Below are 16,551 nucleotides of genomic sequence, written 5' to 3' on the forward strand. Positions count from 1 at the left end.
CTTTAATTAAAATTATGTATTAAACTGTTTTTTCAACAAACAATCACGCTAATCAATGTATTTTTAATTAAGATTATTCAATAAAAAATACAACGTAGATTCAACGGCATGGGTATTATGACATCCGGTTGTGCCTTGATGTATTTAATAATTCTTTCAATGAAGCAATAACCACTAATGGAGAAATATATGTTATTAGCTCAACTTCCAGCGGAAAAAACACTAAATGAAACAGATATTCCCTCGGCTACCTTGCAATTACTGACAGGTAAACAAGCAGGGGTTGCCCGCCCCGGTGGAATATTTACCAAAGAAGACCTTATTAATATCAAACTATATGTTAAGAAGGGTCTTTCACTACCTTTTAATCTGGAAGAAGTAAAAAACTATCTAGGTTACCAAAAGGTCAATATTCCTGGACTGGAACCAGAAGATATTCATATTTTGTTTGAAGAAATCCGCACTCACTCACTTAGCTGGAGCGGAGTAGAAAACGATATTATGCAACAGAGTATGGATCTGGAGATTGTCGGTCAACAAATTACCGAAACCGGCGGGAATATCATCAGCATCATTAATGAGATGCCAATTATTGAGCGCATAAAGAAAAAATTGGGAGAGTTATCGGATAGACAATTAGCCAGTATCACCTACACCAATGAAGATAAAGAGGTGTCACATGCGCTGGAAGAAATCCTGGATAACATGAAGAGCGATATTCAAAAACAGCAGCAGAAAACCGAAAAGGTCAAAACCGAAGTATCTGATTTCAAGTTAAGACTGATCGGCGGCAGACTCTCCAATGGCAGCATTGCATTTGGTTTACAGCCACAGGTAGAAAATAAGAAAAAGCTGATGAAAGACAATAAGATGTCAGTCAGCATCAAAGATCTGGATGACAAAATCACCGAGAAAAAAGCAGAAATCACTCAACTTAAAAAAGACTACGACAAATTCGTGGGTTTGGCTTTCTCCGGCATCGCAGGGGGACTTATCGGCCTTGCGATTACAGGGGGCATCTTTGGTGCTAAGGCAGAGGAAGCACGCAAACGGAAAAACGCACTGATCGAAGAAGTACGCGGCCTGGAAGAAAGCATCAAAGGTAAACGCGCGCTGCAAGAATCCATGACCAACTTATCTATTGATTTTAGCGACATTGATACCCGTTTACTGGACGCAGAAGTCGCACTGAACCACCTGGATTACATGTGGCAATCCATGCTAACTCAGATCAATGCCTCCAGAGATAAATTCGCCGAAATTAATGATGCACTGAAACTGACCTCTTTTATCACTAAATTCCAGCAAGTGATAAGCCCTTGGAAAGAAGTAGAAGGTTCCGCTAAACAATTGGTCAAAGTTTTCGATGAAGCGTTGAAAGAGTACAAACAGCGCTATAACTAATCACATTCCCCCTGTATTACATAGGAAATAGAAAAAAGGAGCATATTAAAATGACTGAAATCATCACCTTTCCACAACACTCTGCTACTTATCCAGAAATCAACATAAAAGTCTTGAACCAAGCGGTGAAAAACATCTGGCGTCTGGTGCAACAACAAACTTCAGGCATTGAAATAATCCAGGAAAAAACGCTACGGGTCGGCGTATACAGCCGTGATCTTGACGAAACGGTACGTATCTCTGTGCCTCACCTGCAAACTGCCCTGCGGCAGCTCCCTCCTCAAGAATACTTCCAGACCATCCTCGAAATTGATGCAGCTCTGGAAAATTCTGAGTTGGACGATGAAACCCGGGAGGCGCTGTTAGAAGCACGTTTAGAGCAGGTCCGCAACCTGAATAAAGATGTCAAAAACGTTATTCTCAGCCTACATAATGAAGCTAACCAACTGGCCGGCAAAATTGCTGATGTACGTAACGTTGTGATTTCAGAACGCCTGGGAGGCATCCTGGAAGAAGAGCAAGCACGAAAAGTAGAACTGCAAGCCAATATTGCCCAGAAAGAGCAGAAAAAAACCAAACTAACCGAAGACCGCGACAAGATCATCGAAAGCCAAGATGTCATTCGCCAATACAATCTGGCCGACATGTTCAAGGACTACATTCCCAATGCCAGCGAAGTGGACAAACTGGATATCAGCAACCCTAAAAAAGAGGCTATCAAACAGGCACTTAAGCAGGGAATTGAAATCGCCAAAAAGATCCTCGACAATATTTCTAAGGGACTGAAATATATAGAATTAGCCGATGCCAGATCCAAACTGGATGAGCAAATCACTCAGTTGAATAAGGAGTCCGATAACCTGAAAACTCAGCTGAAAGAGACAGAAAAACGGATTACCGGTATAGGCGCTGCACAGCAAATCGAGACAGAGCGCACCACACTACTGAGCCAGGCAACAACACTGGAACAAGTATGGAGTCTATTTGCCAATCAATTACAGGAGACAATAGACAGTAAAACCAACCAGCAAGATCTGACCAAATTCATACATAATCAGCTGGCCTTCCTTAATAATCTAGAGTCGCAATACAGCGCGCTTCTGTTGAGCTAAACACAACTGCCCCCGGGCTTTCACCAGGCAATACAAAGCATAAGCATAATAAGTCAATGAAACTTGTGTGAAGTGCAGCTCAGGGGAAGAAAGCGTTATCCACAACTCATAATAACCCGGTAAGGGCAACCTTACCGGGTCAGGTTATTGACCAACCCATTTAAAAACATCCCCAAAGACATAAGTAGGGCCACACGTCTGCTAGATTAGGGACGTAATACCATTACGCGGAAACTGAAAGATTTTCACAAATCTACCCTTCTAATAAGTATCAGTCCAGCATTATCGATTGTGTTGCATGATCATGATCGAGTGATGTTTTAATGCTCGTCACCATATTTTCGATATAAATTAGGAGAATGTAAATGAACAAGCTAATTCTGCCCACTGATATGTTGTTGAAAGAGGAACAAACTGTTTCGTTGACCCAAGTAGACCTAACCAAAGAAGACTCATCTCTGCTGGAGTTGCTACAACAGCAAATTGAAGCCGAGGACAGTCTCACGCAACAGACCGGACCACGTTGGTATCGCTCTGGTTTAGGCCCTAAACCCACTCAAGGCGGAACGTATATTTCTGGTACAACCTTAGCTCCCTCGAACGGACCGACACCTTCAGGAATTGTGAACACCATTCTGTGTACCTATGACCGAATCAATTGGGCTGGCTGGCAAAATCAAATCACGCTGCGTCTTTTCATCACCACCCCGGATAATTCTGCTGCATGGGAAGCATTTCTGGATGTAGCCAGCGACTCGGCCACGATCAATGCCGCAGGAGCGAATGTTCCAGCAGACTGTAGGATTACCCTGCAAATGAAAGTCGGAAATATCACAGGTGGGTTGTATCAGCCGCCGTACATTTCATCCTATGACTGCTGGGTAAACTACAACTAACACGAACTGTTGAAGACGCGTCTTTGGTTATGTGCCAAAGGCGCGTTTGTGACTGCTCCCCGCCGTAAAGAGGGTGTCGCAAAAGGTCAGCATTGAAAATAACCCCACAGAAATTTATTGCCTGTTATTGGGACTGGCAACCCATGACAGGCTAAAAATAGCCCATAATATCAGGGCAACTGCCCTTGATAAGTTATACGCTATGGCATGCAAGGTAAATTCCACTCTGACTGCCGATAAACCTCTACGCCGAAAGCGTTCCAGTCCCTGGATCCCACGTAAAGCGGAAAATACCGGTTCTACCATGATTTTTCTCTGACTCAATATCCGTTTTGACTCCAGTTTGGTCATACGTGAACGCAGTTTATCCCGCGCTTTATCTTCCGGGTAACGTTTAATTTTTCTGCCCTTTTTCGCCTGCGTACATTTTTCTTTTTTCGGGCAATCGGCACAGTTTGCTCCCGTATAAACTCGATGCCCACGGCTCTTTTCGGAAGGTTTTACTGTACTGACAGGAAGCAACCTGTCATTGGCCGGGCAGATATAAAGGTCTTTCTCCGCATGATAAATAAACCGCGATTTTGGGTAGATTTTTCTTAGGCTCTGATGCTCATTGCCTTCCGGGCAGAACAACAGAATGTGATGTTTTTGCGTCTCAGCAATCACCTCGTCATGGAAATAACCGGCATCCAATAACAGCTTGTCCGGGTGACGCCCCGATAGATTGAAATTCTGTGCCAATAACGCGGCTATCACTTGGGTTTCACTGGAGGGGTCTACCGTTTGAGCGACAATAATACGTCTGCTGTTGACCAAAACAGACGGTTTATAAGAAGTTGAAAATCCTCTTCCCCGCTTGAGTTTCTGGACGACGGCATCGGGTTCGGTTGGATTGATACGCAGTTGGCTGGCCTCCTTCCCCTTTTTTTCCCGATTTTCTTGTCGGTGCCGTAAGACGTCGGCTCCCTGTTCCAATTGTTTCCTGCGTTTCTCTATCTGCACTGTGGCAGACATTGCCGTGAGGGCAGTTTTTTCGCGTGAAATCGCTTCCTGAGTTAAAAGGTGGTAATGAGAACAGGCCGCCTCTATCACTGTCCCGTCACCGGCCAGACACGAAACCCCCGAATGGCTACGGTGCAAAATGGAGAAGGTCAGTGCTTCAAAAAACGGCCCGGTCAGGACAGATTGGTGCTGATAAATGAAACGCCCCAGACTGGCGTGATCGGGCGTAATTCCCTGACTGACAAAAATACAGCCTAAATCGAAACGCGCAAGTCGTTCAAGTTCTCTGAGCGAGCAGTGACCTTTCATGATCCCATAAAGTAGGATCCCCATCATGGAACGGGGAGAATAAGGGGCTCTGCCTGTCGAAGCATAATGGCGTTCAAAGGGAGCCCAATCTTGCTCATCAAGAATGTCAGCCACAATAAATGCGCTACGCTCCCCCATTTGCCTGAGATAATCAGAAAGGGAAAGAGAACCCGCTAAGACAGGTAAGTGCTGAGCGGTGACAAACTGACGTCCAGTATGAATAGAAGGTTCCCGTTTTCGAATGAATAAGGTCATAAAAGATCTGCGCTTAAAAGAAGTACGCAGATCTTAACAGATAACACGCGCCTTTTGCGACACCCTCGCACTGGGCAAGGGTTTACGGCGGGTCTTGCTAAAATATATCTATTACCCCCTTTGGTTTTAAGCCTAAAAATCAAATACAAGAAAAAAGAAAAAAGAAAAAAGAAAAAAGAAAAAAGAAAAAAGAAAAAATCAGAATATCGATTTAATGAAAATGGGTAAATTTAAATTACAGGCTCAAAATAGCTCAATAAAAACCATTCATAAAATGAATTTTTAATTAAAAAATAAGAAAACTCTCGGAATGAGAATCGCTTTACTCGACATCACCTTTTTAACCATATTCATTTTATCTTTTTACCTGCATTTCCCTTAAAAGACGGATTTAACTATAAGTGAAGATTTTTAAAAAGATGTTAATAAAATTTAATCGAATCCTATTAACCATTAACAGAAAATTGAAAATAAATCAGCGAAAAAAGAATATTATCCGAAAAAACATAAAGGGGCATCTTTATACCATCAAGCTATTTACTGGTTGATTTATAAAGATAAAAGATAAGAAGGTAACTTATGAAAACTGTTCAAAATTGCCATTAAAACAGCATCAACAAAGATAAAAATCAAGTATGATTAACGTTGAATGAACAACCCCGCCGCAAGCAGCGGGGTATCAAACCAATGGCCAACTACAGAGTAGTTCGCCCCAAGGGGCGGGGAATTAGACCCTAAGAGATTAAACGTAAAACACAATATACCATGATGATTAAACCTAATAGAAATCAGGTATTAAGAGTAATAAAAACAATGATTAAAACCAGAGGTCAAAAAAATGGCTTTTAATAACCGATTAAAACCCGATCACCATAAAACCATCAGTGAAAAATGAGAAAAAGAATTGGCTTTATTAATGATTATACACCCTGTAAAAAAGGAAAATAAGAATATAAAATAGATTAAAAAGACAATATATTAAAAAAAACAAACCGATTTTAATAATGTTTTCAACTGGGGATTAAACTTTTTATCAGCCAGTTAAATAATCGTTTATAAATAATCCCAATGACAAAATTCGCAAATAAATGATTTAATCAAATCGAGCTGGATTACTTTTATCGTTATTATGTTGCATTTATTATGCAACACCGCGACACGTTAAATATGCCCTTTTAAACTTATTTTACACTAGCCAATAACATTGCTTTTCTACGGTTTCATTTAAATCATACCTATTTTCACACCTTTAATGTAATTTAACGCTAAAATAAATTTATGTCGTTATTTTCCAAAGCTATTTTCGCACTCTGTTAACGTTTAAACATCCATTTAATTATTATAAATTTTCTGGTTGATTAAATCCCCTGTAATAAAATATTATTAAATGAATTTACTAATTTATTTAAACATCATTTAAATAGACATGGTTTTAAGAGAAAACTTAAAATCATATGACGAGACTATTTTAATAAATAAAAGATTTTATTTTTATAACCCAAGTCTTTTCAAAACTGACCCGGTAAGGACAACCTTACCGGGTTTTGATTATTCAAAATAGTTCATCACAACCGACTGACTATTTAGAGTATGATTTTCGCTTGTTGTACCACATCAATCAGTGGCTGAGGCCAGATACCCAGCGCCAGTACCAATAATGCAGAAATCAGCACAACCATCCCGCCGGCAGTTAAGGCCCAATTCCTCGGTGTATCACGGTTAAGGGTTTTTGGCGCATGCAAGTACAGACTCACCATCACTCTGAGATAGTAATAAAGGCCGATAGCACTGCCAAGAACCACCGCCGCAGTCAGCCACCACCGTTCAGCCTGTACACCCACGACAATCACATAGAACTTACCAATAAAGCCCAATGTCATTGGGATACCCGCCAGTGACAACATCATCACTGTCATTACCGCAGACAAAATCGGCTTATGCCAAAACAGGCCACGGTATGAGTAGAGGGAATCCGCATCCGGTCCTTTATATGGGCTGGACATCAGGCTAACGACACCAAACGCACCGATGCTGCTAAACAGATAACCCGCCAGATAGATACCCACGGTTTCTTCTGCAAGCTGGTTGTTTTGTACCGCTACCAGCGCCACTAACAGATAACCTAAGTGGGCAATAGAAGAGTAACCAAGCAGGCGTTTGATATTCGTCTGAGTCAGCGCCATCAAGTTACCGAACAACATAGAGGCAATCGCAATGACGGTTAATACCGTGCGCAACGCTTCACTGTCCGCCATCGGTGCTTCAACGAACAGGCGCATCACTACTGCGAAAATCGCTATCTTACTGGCTGTTGCCAGAAAGGTAGAAACAGGAGCAGGCGCCCCCTGATAAACATCCGGTGTCCAGAGATGGAAAGGGACCAGCGACAATTTGAAGCCAAGACCCACAACCATCATACCCAGACCTGCCAAGATTAAAGGTTGATAGATATAGCTGTCAGACAAACGATGCCCCAGTGCCGCAAAAGAGAGATCGCCGGATTCCGCATAGAGCAACGCGATACCAAACAGCATGAAAGACGATGCCGCCGCAGACAGTAGCATGTACTTAATCGCCGCTTCCAGAGAGCGTTTCTGACGATAGGCATAACCAATCAAACCAAATAGCGGCAAAGTAAGCAGTTCAATACCGATAAACAATGATGCCAGATGGTTTGCACAAGCCAGGAGAATACCGCCCACGGTCGCAATCAGCACCAGCAGGTAGAACTCTTCTTTGTTATCCGGATAGTTTTCCAGCCAGGAATAGGCAAAAGTAGACGTTGCCAGGCTCGCAACCAGTACCAGACCGATATAGAGCATAGCGTAGCCGTCCACATGAACCAGTGGGGTGACATCCATCGCTTCCTGCTGCCCAACAAAGTAGAGGGACAGCAGAGCCAGATTCAAACCTACTACGGTCAGCGTGGTATTGATAAAGTGATCGCGTCGCCACGCAATGGACAGCATCACAACCACTACCGTCAATCCGACGATCAACAGCGGTAACAGCGCGATCAGTTGTTGAGGAGTTATTGTCATGGCGAATTACGGCCTTGTAGTTGAAATTGAAGCTGAATACCAGGTCTGGATGTTATCCATCGCTGCCGCTGAAGTATCAAGGATAGGTTGTGGGTAGAAGCCCATCACCACCAGTAATATCAACAGCAACATGACAATAGATATTTCCCGCATATCCATCCGTCTTAGTGGCTCATCTGATTTTGGCGCGCCGTAATAAGCCCGCTGCATCATATACAGGGCATATACAGAAGCGAAAACCAGTCCGAACACAGAGATCGTTATAATTAACGTGTATTCACTAAAACTGCCAAACAGAATCATAAACTCACCGACAAAGTTACCGGTTCCCGGCATCCCCAGGGTCGCAACAGCAAAGCACAGCGACAACGCAGGCAAAAACTGCACACGTCGCCACAACCCCCCCATTAGATTCATATCACGGGTATGCAAGCGCTCATAAAGCTGACCACAAAGAATAAACAGGCCCGCGGCTGATAAACCATGAGCAATCATCTGAATAATCGCCCCCTGGTAAGCAAGCTGGCTGCCAGAGTAAATCGCTATCAACACAAATCCCATATGCGAGATACTGGTATAAGCAATCAGGCGTTTGATATCTGTCTGGCTGAATGCCATCCATGCGCCATAGAAGATCCCAAGCACACCCAACCACATGGCGATTGGGGTGAACTCGTGAGAAGCTTCCGGGAACAGTGGCAAGCCAAAACGCAACAGACCATAACCCGCCGTTTTCAGCAAGATCCCCGCCAAGTCAACAGAACCCGCAGTTGGTGCCTGACTGTGAGCATCCGGTAACCACCCATGCAAAGGCACAACCGGCATTTTTACCGCAAAGGCGATAAAGAAACCCAACATCAGCAGGTATTGAACGGTATGTGACATTGGCGTATTCAGTAATTTCTCATAACTGAATGTCCATTCGCCCGTCGCGTTATAGTGCACCAATACCAGCGCCATAATCGCAATCAGCATCACCAGACCGCTCGCCTGGGTATAAATGAAGAATTTGGTCGCCGCGGTGATACGGGTCTTACCGCCTGATCCTCTGTGTCCCCACAATGCAATCAGGAAGTACATCGGTACCAACATCATTTCCCAGAAGAAGAAGAACAGGAACATGTCGATAGCGAGGAACACCCCCATCACACCACCCAGGATCCACAGCAGGTTCAAGTGGAAGAAGCCCTGATATGGTTGATTTTCCGTCCATGAACAGAGAATAGCCATCAGCCCCAGCAGCGCAGTCAACACGACCATCAGCAGGGATAAGCCATCCAGTGCAAGGTGAATGCTGATACCAAAACGTGGGATCCACGGCATAAAAAATTCTGATTGCCATTGAGGGATCCCCTGCGGATTAGCCAGGGTATAGCCCCCCTGCAACCACAATTGCAGTGAGAGCACCAGAGTCAACCCCATCGAAATTAACGCGATCCAACGTGGTACACGAGTACCAAAGCGTTCAGTCTGCCAGCTCAGCAAACCTCCGATGAAGGGCAAAAGAATTAGCCAAGGTAATAGCATGGCGCAATGTGTCCCTTAAATTAAACCAGTAGCAGCAGAGCTAAAACCAGCACTGCACCCAACCCCATAGAGGCAACGTACCAACGGACTTGCCCATTTTCACTCAGGCTAAGACCTTTGTTACTCCAGCGTGATAACACCGCCGGAATATTCATCAGTGAATTTAGCGGATCGTTCCGTAATAAATGGGTAATGCTCTTGAATGGCTTAACAAATACCCAGTCATACAGAACATCAAAGCCCCAGGCATTAAACCACCATACGGAAAAGAAGCGTCCCGGAGCACTTTGCGCCACGCTATTCACCAACTGACGTTTACCTAAATACAGTGCCATCGCCAGCAAAATACCCGCAACCGCCACCACACCAGAAACCACTTCCAGCATCATTTTACCTGTATCGCCCGTTGCATGGTCTTGCGGCAACACACCCGCCAGTGGTGGCGCAATCAATGCGCCCACAAAGGTGGAAAGCACCAGCAATACCAGTAATGGCAGGTGATGGGTAATCCCTTTAACCGGGTGCGCTTTGGTTTTTGCCTCACCGTGAAACACGATAAAAATCATACGGAAGGTATACAAAGACGTCATAAACGCACCGGCCAGACCCGCTAACATGAGGTTGATATGACCATGTGACATTGCCCCCCACAGAATTTCATCTTTACTGTAGAAACCGGCAGTGACGATTGGCAACGCCGATAGCGCCGCGCCACCGACCAGGAAGCAGATATAAACCAACGGAATGGATTTACGCAATCCACCCATTTTGAAAATATTCTGCTCGTGATGACAAGCCAGGATGACGGAACCCGAGGCCAGGAACAACAGCGCCTTAAAGAATGCGTGCGTCATCAGGTGGAAGATTGCCGCATCCCACGCCTGAACCCCCAACGCCAGGAACATGTAGCCAATCTGACTCATCGTTGAGTAAGCCAGTACACGTTTAATATCGGTTTGCACCAACGCAGCAAAACCTGCCAACACCAGAGTAACAGCGCCAATAGTCCCAACCAATTGCAGGATTTCCGGGGCCATCAAGAACAGACCGTGACTACGGGCAACCAGATAAACCCCGGCGGTCACCATCGTTGCGGCGTGAATAAGCGCAGAAACCGGCGTCGGGCCGGCCATCGCATCAGCCAACCAGGTTTGTAACGGCAATTGAGCTGATTTACCGACTGCTCCCCCTAATATCATCAGAGTCGCCCAGGTAATCACCGAAGAACCGGCTTCCAGATGTTGCGGTGCCAAAACCGCCAATTCGCGGAAGTTCAGGGTTCCCAAATTGTCATACAGAATAAACATGCCGATAGCCAGGAAGACGTCACCCACACGGGTAACGACAAAGGCTTTCATTGCCGCGGCACCATTTGCCGGGTTGGTATAGTAGAAGCCAATCAGCAAATAACTGCACAGCCCCACCCCTTCCCAGCCGAGATACATCAGCATCATGTTATCTGCCAGAACCAGTATCACCATGCTGGCGATAAACAGGTTGGTATAAGCGAAGAAACGGGAATAACCCTCTTCACCACGCATATACCATGAGGCATACATATGGATCAGGAAACCAACACCGGTGACCACACTCAGCATGGTCAGAGACAAACCATCAAGAACCAGCGTGAAAGGAATACTGAAATCCCCAACCTCCATCCAGTTCCACAGGTTTTGGCTGTAAACCAGATCACCCGCCACATTCTGGCTGTTGAAATCAATAGCAACCCACAAAGTCACCAGCACAGCCAGACCAACAGAACCAATCCCGATGGTGGCTGATGTGTTTTCAGACCAGCGGCCACGGGAAAATGCCAACAGCAAAAATCCCAGCAGTGGCAGCAGAATTGTTAAATAGAGTAAGTTCATCCGCGCATCTCACTGACTGTATCAATATTCAGACTCTGGCGACGACGATAAAGCTGCAATAACAACGCCAGGCCAATACTCGCCTCTGCCGCAGCCAAACTAATCGCCAGAATGAACATCACCTGACCATCCGGCTGCCCCCAATAGCTGCCTACCACCACAAAAGCCAGGGCCGCAGCATTAATCATCACTTCAAGGCCAATTAACATAAACAACAGATTACGACGGATGATGAGCCCGGTCAGGCCCAGAACAAATAGGATTGCCGCCAAAATCAGTCCATGTTGAAGAGGTATCATGGTTGTTCCTCCGCATTTCGGTTACTGAGCACTTCACCCTGTTTGTGTTCACGGCCTATGTGATAAGCCACCACCATACCGGCCAGTAACAACAGAGAGGCCAGTTCAACAGCCAGCACATAGGGGCCAAACAGGCTGATACCCACTGCTTTGGCGCTGACAACTTCACCCGAGATATTGTCGGCAATATCACCATGAGAAACGTTGACAATGGTATACACCAGCACGATAAGCAACACGGCTGACAGCAGACCCGGACCAACCCAGGTTCGCGGTTTCAGCCAAATACGCTCCTGTTCAACAACAGATCTGCCAAGGTTAAGCATCATCACCACGAAAACGAACAGCACCATAATGGCCCCGGCGTAAACGATGATCTCCAGCGCTGCGGCAAAATAAGCACCCAGCGAAAAAAACACCGCTGAAAGCGCCAGCAGAGAAACAATCAAATACAAAAGCGCGTGTATTGGATTGGTGTGTGTAATCACCCTGATGGTTGCCAATATCGCAACCAGCCCGGCGGTATAAAACGTAAATTCCATGAATATCGCTCCTTACGGCAACAGGCTTTTAACGTCGATAGGTTTTGCTTCGTCGTCGGCTTCACCTTTTGATTTGCCGTCAATCGCCATACCTGTCTTACGGTAAAAGTTATAATCAGGATATTTACCTGGCCCTGAAATCGTCAGGTCATCTTTTTCATACACCAGATCCTGGCGCTTAAACTCCCCCATTTCGAAATCCGGTGTTAACTGGATTGCGGTAGTCGGGCAAGCCTCTTCACACAGACCACAGAAAATACAACGTGAGAAGTTAATGCGGAAAAACTCCGGATACCAGCGACCATCTTTATGCTCGGCCTTTTGCAATGAAATACAGCCAACCGGGCAAACTGCCGCACACAGGTTACAGGCAACACAACGCTCTTCGCCATCCGGATCACGTGTCAACACAATACGGCCACGGTAACGGGGTGGCAGATAAACCGGTTCTTCAGGATACATTTGGGTTTCGCGCTTATGAAAAGCATGCAGGCCAATCATCCAAATACTGCGTACCTGGGTGGCGAAACCAACCGCTAACTCTTTTAATGTCATGGTTCATTCCCCCCTTATTGAGCGTTGTACAAAATCACTGCCGCAGTCGCCAGCAGGTTTAGTAAGGTCAGCGGCAAACAAATTTTCCAGCCAAATGCCATTACCTGGTCATAACGCGGACGCGGTAAAGAGGCACGTATCAGGATAAACATCACCATGAAGAATGCAGTTTTCAGCGCAAACCAGACAAACGGCGGCAGGAATGGACCGTGCCAACCACCAAAGAACATTGTCACAATCAAGGCAGAAACCGTGACAATACCGATATATTCACCCACGAAGAACAGACCAAATTTCATACCGGAGTATTCAATGTGGTAGCCATCAGCCAGTTCCTGTTCTGCTTCCGGCTGGTCAAATGGGTGACGGTGACACACGGCCACACCCGCGATAGCAAAAGTCAGGAAGCCAAAGAATTGAGGAATGATATTCCACATGTGTTCCTGTGCGTTGACGATATCCACCATATTGAAGGAATCAGCCTGTGCAACAACGCCCATAAAAGAGAGGCCGAGAAACACCTCATAACTCAGTGTCTGTGCAGAAGCACGCATCGCCCCCAACAGGGAGTATTTGTTGTTACTTGCCCATCCGGCAAACAAAACCGCGTAGACAGCCAGACCCGCCATCATCATGAAGAATAAAATGCCGATGTTGAGGTCCGCGGCCATCCAGTTCGGGGTGATCGGCACAATGGCAAAGGCAAGCAACAGAGAGCAGAAACCAATAACAGGCGCTAAGGTAAAGATCAACCGGTCAGCAAAACGAGGTACCCAGTCCTCTTTGAAGAACATTTTGATCATGTCGGCCACGATCTGTAATGATCCGCCCCAACCGACACGGTTTGGCCCATAACGGTTCTGAAACAACGCCAGCAAACGTCGTTCACCAAAGCTCATTAATGCCCCACAGGCAACCACCACCACCAAGATCACCACCGATTTCAGAATAGCGATCAGTACATCAATAACGTCGGGGGTTAACCAACTCATTGTGCCGCCTCCCGCAGATTATTCACTGAAACACCCGCCAGTACCGGAGGAATACCCGGCATTCCCATTGGCAAGCCAATCTGACCTTGAGCGAGCTTTTCACTCAAACGAACTGCCAAACGCAGTTGCTGACCAAAACAATCAAACTCCAGAATAGAACCTGTTTTCACTCCCAGTTGATCCGCATCTTTGTTATTGAGCATCACATAAGGCTCCGGCATACGTTCCTGAATCACATCGGAACGTTGGGTTAATTCTTCACTGCCAAACAGGTGGTGGTAAGGCGCGACGACCCATTGGTTATCCCGTACAGAAAATTCAGCCGGAATCTGATCAAAGTAGTTCAGACCACCGTCAGTCGTTTCAATCAGACGTACACCCGGATCACCAAAGCGCAGATGACCACCGACTTCCGCCTGGAATTTATTCCACGCCTGCGGTGAGTTCCAGCCCGGCGCCCAGGCAAACGGAACCTGCTGACGATTTGCATCAGGGCTATTGTTGCCTTCCATTGAGAAAGCAAACGCTGAATCAATATCCTGTGGCTGACGCTGCTCATGGACACTGAGATTCGCCAGCATCGCAGTACGGCCACTGTAACGGTGCGGTGAACGCGCCAGTTTCTGACCACGGATGCGGAATGTGGAATCAGGCGCAGCATCAACAATGCCCTTAAGCTGTGGCATCACGCCAACACAAGCATCAATAACATGGTCAAGCTGAGTCCAATCCAAATGACATTCGGTATAAGTCGCGTGCAGAGAGTGCAGCCAACGCCAGCTCTCCAGCATCACCACGGATTTGTCATAGAAAGAAGGCTGGAAAACCTGGAAGTAACGCTGTGCCCGGCCTTCCTGATTCACTAGCGTGCCGTCGCTTTCTGCAAAGCTGGCAGCCGGAAGGATCAGATGGGCTTTATCCATGATAGCCGTGCGCTGATGGTCAACCACAATCAGGTTTTTCAGCGTGTTCAGTGCGTCATCGACTTTATCGGCTGCCGCATGTCGATAGAGATCATTTTCCATCACGATAGCCGTATCAGATTGACCACTGCTAATACGTTGCAAAGCAACATCCAGTGGCTGGGCCTCCATCATTCCCAATCCAATGCTGTTCGCATAGATCGCGACAAACGACAGGCCGACATCAGAGCCTTTATCTTTCAGCGCCCAGGCAACATTGGCCGCCGCCTGAATGATCGCATCACTACCCACGTTACTGCCGCTGATAATCAGTGGTTTCTTCGCGCCAATCAGTGCCTGCGCAACCATTTCCACTTTCGCTTTCAGTTCGTCAGGTAAATTTTCGACCACCGGCGCAGTGCTATCCAATGCATGAGCGACGGCAAAACCAAAACGAGCCTGATCATCAACTGGCGCACGGTAATTCCACGCCGCGATATCATCCAGATGGGTATCATCCACGTTAGTCACAAACAGGGGATATTTAGCACGCTGACCGATATTCATCACCGCGGCAATCTGCCAGTCAGCGACTTTCTGAGCTGCTGCCATTTCGCGGGCTTTGCCTTTCACCGCCTGACGAACGGACAGTGCCATACGGGCACCGGTCTGAGTCAGGTCTTCACCTAAAATCAGCACCGCATCGTAGCTTTCAATTTCACGCAGCGACGGCGTATAAACGCCACCCTGCTGGAGAATTTCCAACATCATATCCAGGCGTTGCTGTTCAGCAGCAGCAATCCCGCTATAGAAGTTTTCCGCGCCCACCAGTTCACGCAGGGCAAAATTGCTTTCCAGGCTGGCCCGTGGTGAACCGATACCAATGGCATTTTTGGCCTGACGTAAAATATCCGCCCCACCCTGCATAGCTTGTTCAGCGTTAAGCGAGATCCAATGATCACCACGCAATTGTTGTGGCTGACGAGGCCGGTCTTTACGGTTGACATAACCGTAGCCAAAGCGACCGCGGTCACACATAAAGTAGTGGTTTACCGTACCGTTATAACGGTTCTCAATACGGCGTAATTCACCATAACGTTCCCCAGGACTGGTGTTACAGCCAATACTGCACTGCTGGCAGATGCTTGGCGCAAACTGCATATCCCATTTACGGTTATAACGTTCGGAATGGGTTTTGTCAGTGAATACCCCAGTCGGGCAGATTTCTACCAGATTACCGGAGAATTCACTTTCCAGCGTGCCGCTTTCAGGGCGACCGAAATAGATGTTATCGTTAGCGCCATAGACACCAAAATCAGAGCCGTCAGCGTAATCTTTGTAGTAGCGCACACAGCGATAACAGGCAATACAGCGGTTCATTTCATGAGAAATAAACGGCCCCAATTCCTGGTTAATATGTGTACGCTTAGTGAAACGGTATTTACGGAATGTATGGCCGGTCATCACGGTCATATCCTGCAAGTGGCAGTTGCCCCCTTCTTCACACACGGGACAATCATGCGGGTGGTTGGCCATCAGCCACTCAACCACACTCGCACGAAATTGTTTGGCCTCTTCATCATCAATAGCGATGAAAGTGCCATCCGTTGCCGGAGTCATACAGGACATAATCAGACGACCGCGCGTATCATCCGCGTTTTGGTATTGCTTTACCGCACATTGGCGGCAAGCGCCAACGCTTCCCAGCGCTGGATGCCAGCAAAAATAAGGAATATCTAGCCCTAAAGAGAGGCAAGCTTGTAACAGGTTATCAGCCCCGTCTACATCATATTTTTTGCCGTCTACATGTATCGTAGCCATAGTCAGCATGCTTCCAAGTGACCTGC

At 46.4% G+C, this 16,551-nt stretch carries 13 protein-coding genes; 4 read left to right on the forward strand and 9 right to left on the reverse strand.

Features of this window, described 5'->3' with window-relative positions; genetic code table 11:
* The first annotated feature begins 177 nt into the window (after nt 1–177).
* From ACGF63_RS08855 to ACGF63_RS08865, 3 genes are all read left to right on the forward strand, one after another.
* Nucleotides 178–1,404, forward strand: a complete 1,227-nt coding sequence (locus ACGF63_RS08855) for an alpha-xenorhabdolysin family binary toxin subunit A (protein ID WP_152961647.1) — start codon at nt 178–180, stop codon at nt 1,402–1,404.
* Nucleotides 1,405–1,454: 50 nt separating this feature from the next.
* Entirely contained in the window at nt 1,455–2,516 is a 1,062-nt protein-coding gene (locus tag ACGF63_RS08860; RefSeq protein ID WP_387630207.1) for an alpha-xenorhabdolysin family binary toxin subunit B, read from the forward strand.
* Nucleotides 2,517–2,881: 365 nt separating this feature from the next.
* Nucleotides 2,882–3,412: a hypothetical protein gene (locus tag ACGF63_RS08865; protein ID WP_387630210.1), complete on the forward strand. Its 531-nt coding sequence runs from the start codon at nt 2,882–2,884 to the stop codon at nt 3,410–3,412.
* A gap of 114 nt (nt 3,413–3,526) precedes the next feature.
* Here ACGF63_RS08865 and ACGF63_RS08870 read toward each other — a convergent pair whose 3' ends face one another.
* Nucleotides 3,527–4,978: a transposase gene (locus ACGF63_RS08870; protein ID WP_387630213.1), complete on the reverse strand. Its 1,452-nt coding sequence runs from the start codon at nt 4,976–4,978 to the stop codon at nt 3,527–3,529.
* A gap of 54 nt (nt 4,979–5,032) precedes the next feature.
* Between ACGF63_RS08870 and ACGF63_RS08875 the strand changes: the two genes are divergently transcribed.
* Nucleotides 5,033–5,206 (forward strand): hypothetical protein, encoded by a 174-nt coding sequence (locus tag ACGF63_RS08875; protein ID WP_387630216.1) that lies wholly within the window; start codon nt 5,033–5,035, stop codon nt 5,204–5,206.
* 1,355 nt (nt 5,207–6,561) lie between these two features.
* Here the strand turns inward: ACGF63_RS08875 and nuoN are convergent.
* The 8 genes from nuoN to nuoG are packed head-to-tail and all read right to left on the reverse strand — an operon-like array spanning nt 6,562 to nt 16,525.
* Entirely contained in the window at nt 6,562–8,019 is a 1,458-nt protein-coding gene (gene nuoN, locus ACGF63_RS08880; protein ID WP_152961643.1) for an NADH-quinone oxidoreductase subunit NuoN, read from the reverse strand.
* 6 nt (nt 8,020–8,025) lie between these two features.
* On the reverse strand, nt 8,026–9,546 hold the full coding sequence (gene nuoM, locus ACGF63_RS08885) for an NADH-quinone oxidoreductase subunit M (protein WP_152961642.1): 1,521 nt from the start codon (nt 9,544–9,546) through the stop codon (nt 8,026–8,028).
* Nucleotides 9,547–9,566: 20 nt separating this feature from the next.
* Entirely contained in the window at nt 9,567–11,414 is a 1,848-nt protein-coding gene (nuoL, locus tag ACGF63_RS08890) for an NADH-quinone oxidoreductase subunit L (RefSeq protein WP_387630219.1), read from the reverse strand.
* Nucleotides 11,411–11,713, reverse strand: a complete 303-nt coding sequence (nuoK, locus tag ACGF63_RS08895; RefSeq protein ID WP_036843392.1) for an NADH-quinone oxidoreductase subunit NuoK — start codon at nt 11,711–11,713, stop codon at nt 11,411–11,413. Before nuoK ends, nuoL begins: the two co-directional genes overlap by 4 nt.
* Nucleotides 11,710–12,255 (reverse strand): NADH-quinone oxidoreductase subunit J, encoded by a 546-nt coding sequence (nuoJ, locus tag ACGF63_RS08900; RefSeq protein WP_132354647.1) that lies wholly within the window; start codon nt 12,253–12,255, stop codon nt 11,710–11,712. Before nuoJ ends, nuoK begins: the two co-directional genes overlap by 4 nt.
* Nucleotides 12,256–12,267: 12 nt before the next feature.
* A complete protein-coding gene (gene nuoI / locus ACGF63_RS08905; protein ID WP_036843389.1) occupies nt 12,268–12,810 on the reverse strand; it encodes an NADH-quinone oxidoreductase subunit NuoI in 543 nt (180 codons plus the stop codon).
* 14 nt (nt 12,811–12,824) lie between these two features.
* A complete protein-coding gene (gene nuoH / locus ACGF63_RS08910; protein ID WP_036843387.1) occupies nt 12,825–13,802 on the reverse strand; it encodes an NADH-quinone oxidoreductase subunit NuoH in 978 nt (325 codons plus the stop codon).
* Complete coding sequence (gene nuoG / locus ACGF63_RS08915; protein ID WP_387630223.1) at nt 13,799–16,525, reverse strand: NADH-quinone oxidoreductase subunit NuoG; 2,727 nt, start codon at nt 16,523–16,525, stop codon at nt 13,799–13,801. Before nuoG ends, nuoH begins: the two co-directional genes overlap by 4 nt.
* Nucleotides 16,526–16,551: the final 26 nt, after the last annotated feature.

This window comes from Photorhabdus sp. RM322S (genome assembly GCF_042879395.1).
GTDB classification, from domain to species: Bacteria; Pseudomonadota; Gammaproteobacteria; order Enterobacterales; family Enterobacteriaceae; genus Photorhabdus; species Photorhabdus khanii.

What these genes read in the sequence shown, in the direction of transcription:
- ACGF63_RS08855 (WP_152961647.1), top strand. Translation starts at nt 178, where the DNA reads ATGGAGAAATATATGTTATTAGCTCAACTTCCAGCGGAAAAAACACTA.
- ACGF63_RS08860 (WP_387630207.1), top strand. Translation starts at nt 1,455, where the DNA reads ATGACTGAAATCATCACCTTTCCACAACACTCTGCTACTTATCCAGAA.
- ACGF63_RS08865 (WP_387630210.1), top strand. Translation starts at nt 2,882, where the DNA reads ATGAACAAGCTAATTCTGCCCACTGATATGTTGTTGAAAGAGGAACAA.
- ACGF63_RS08870 (WP_387630213.1), bottom strand. Translation starts at nt 4,978, where the DNA reads ATGACCTTATTCATTCGAAAACGGGAACCTTCTATTCATACTGGACGT.
- nuoN (WP_152961643.1), bottom strand. Translation starts at nt 8,019, where the DNA reads ATGACAATAACTCCTCAACAACTGATCGCGCTGTTACCGCTGTTGATC.
- nuoM (WP_152961642.1), bottom strand. Translation starts at nt 9,546, where the DNA reads ATGCTATTACCTTGGCTAATTCTTTTGCCCTTCATCGGAGGTTTGCTG.
- nuoL (WP_387630219.1), bottom strand. Translation starts at nt 11,414, where the DNA reads ATGAACTTACTCTATTTAACAATTCTGCTGCCACTGCTGGGATTTTTG.
- nuoK (WP_036843392.1), bottom strand. Translation starts at nt 11,713, where the DNA reads ATGATACCTCTTCAACATGGACTGATTTTGGCGGCAATCCTATTTGTT.
- nuoJ (WP_132354647.1), bottom strand. Translation starts at nt 12,255, where the DNA reads ATGGAATTTACGTTTTATACCGCCGGGCTGGTTGCGATATTGGCAACC.
- nuoI (WP_036843389.1), bottom strand. Translation starts at nt 12,810, where the DNA reads ATGACATTAAAAGAGTTAGCGGTTGGTTTCGCCACCCAGGTACGCAGT.
- nuoH (WP_036843387.1), bottom strand. Translation starts at nt 13,802, where the DNA reads ATGAGTTGGTTAACCCCCGACGTTATTGATGTACTGATCGCTATTCTG.
- nuoG (WP_387630223.1), bottom strand. Translation starts at nt 16,525, where the DNA reads ATGGCTACGATACATGTAGACGGCAAAAAATATGATGTAGACGGGGCT.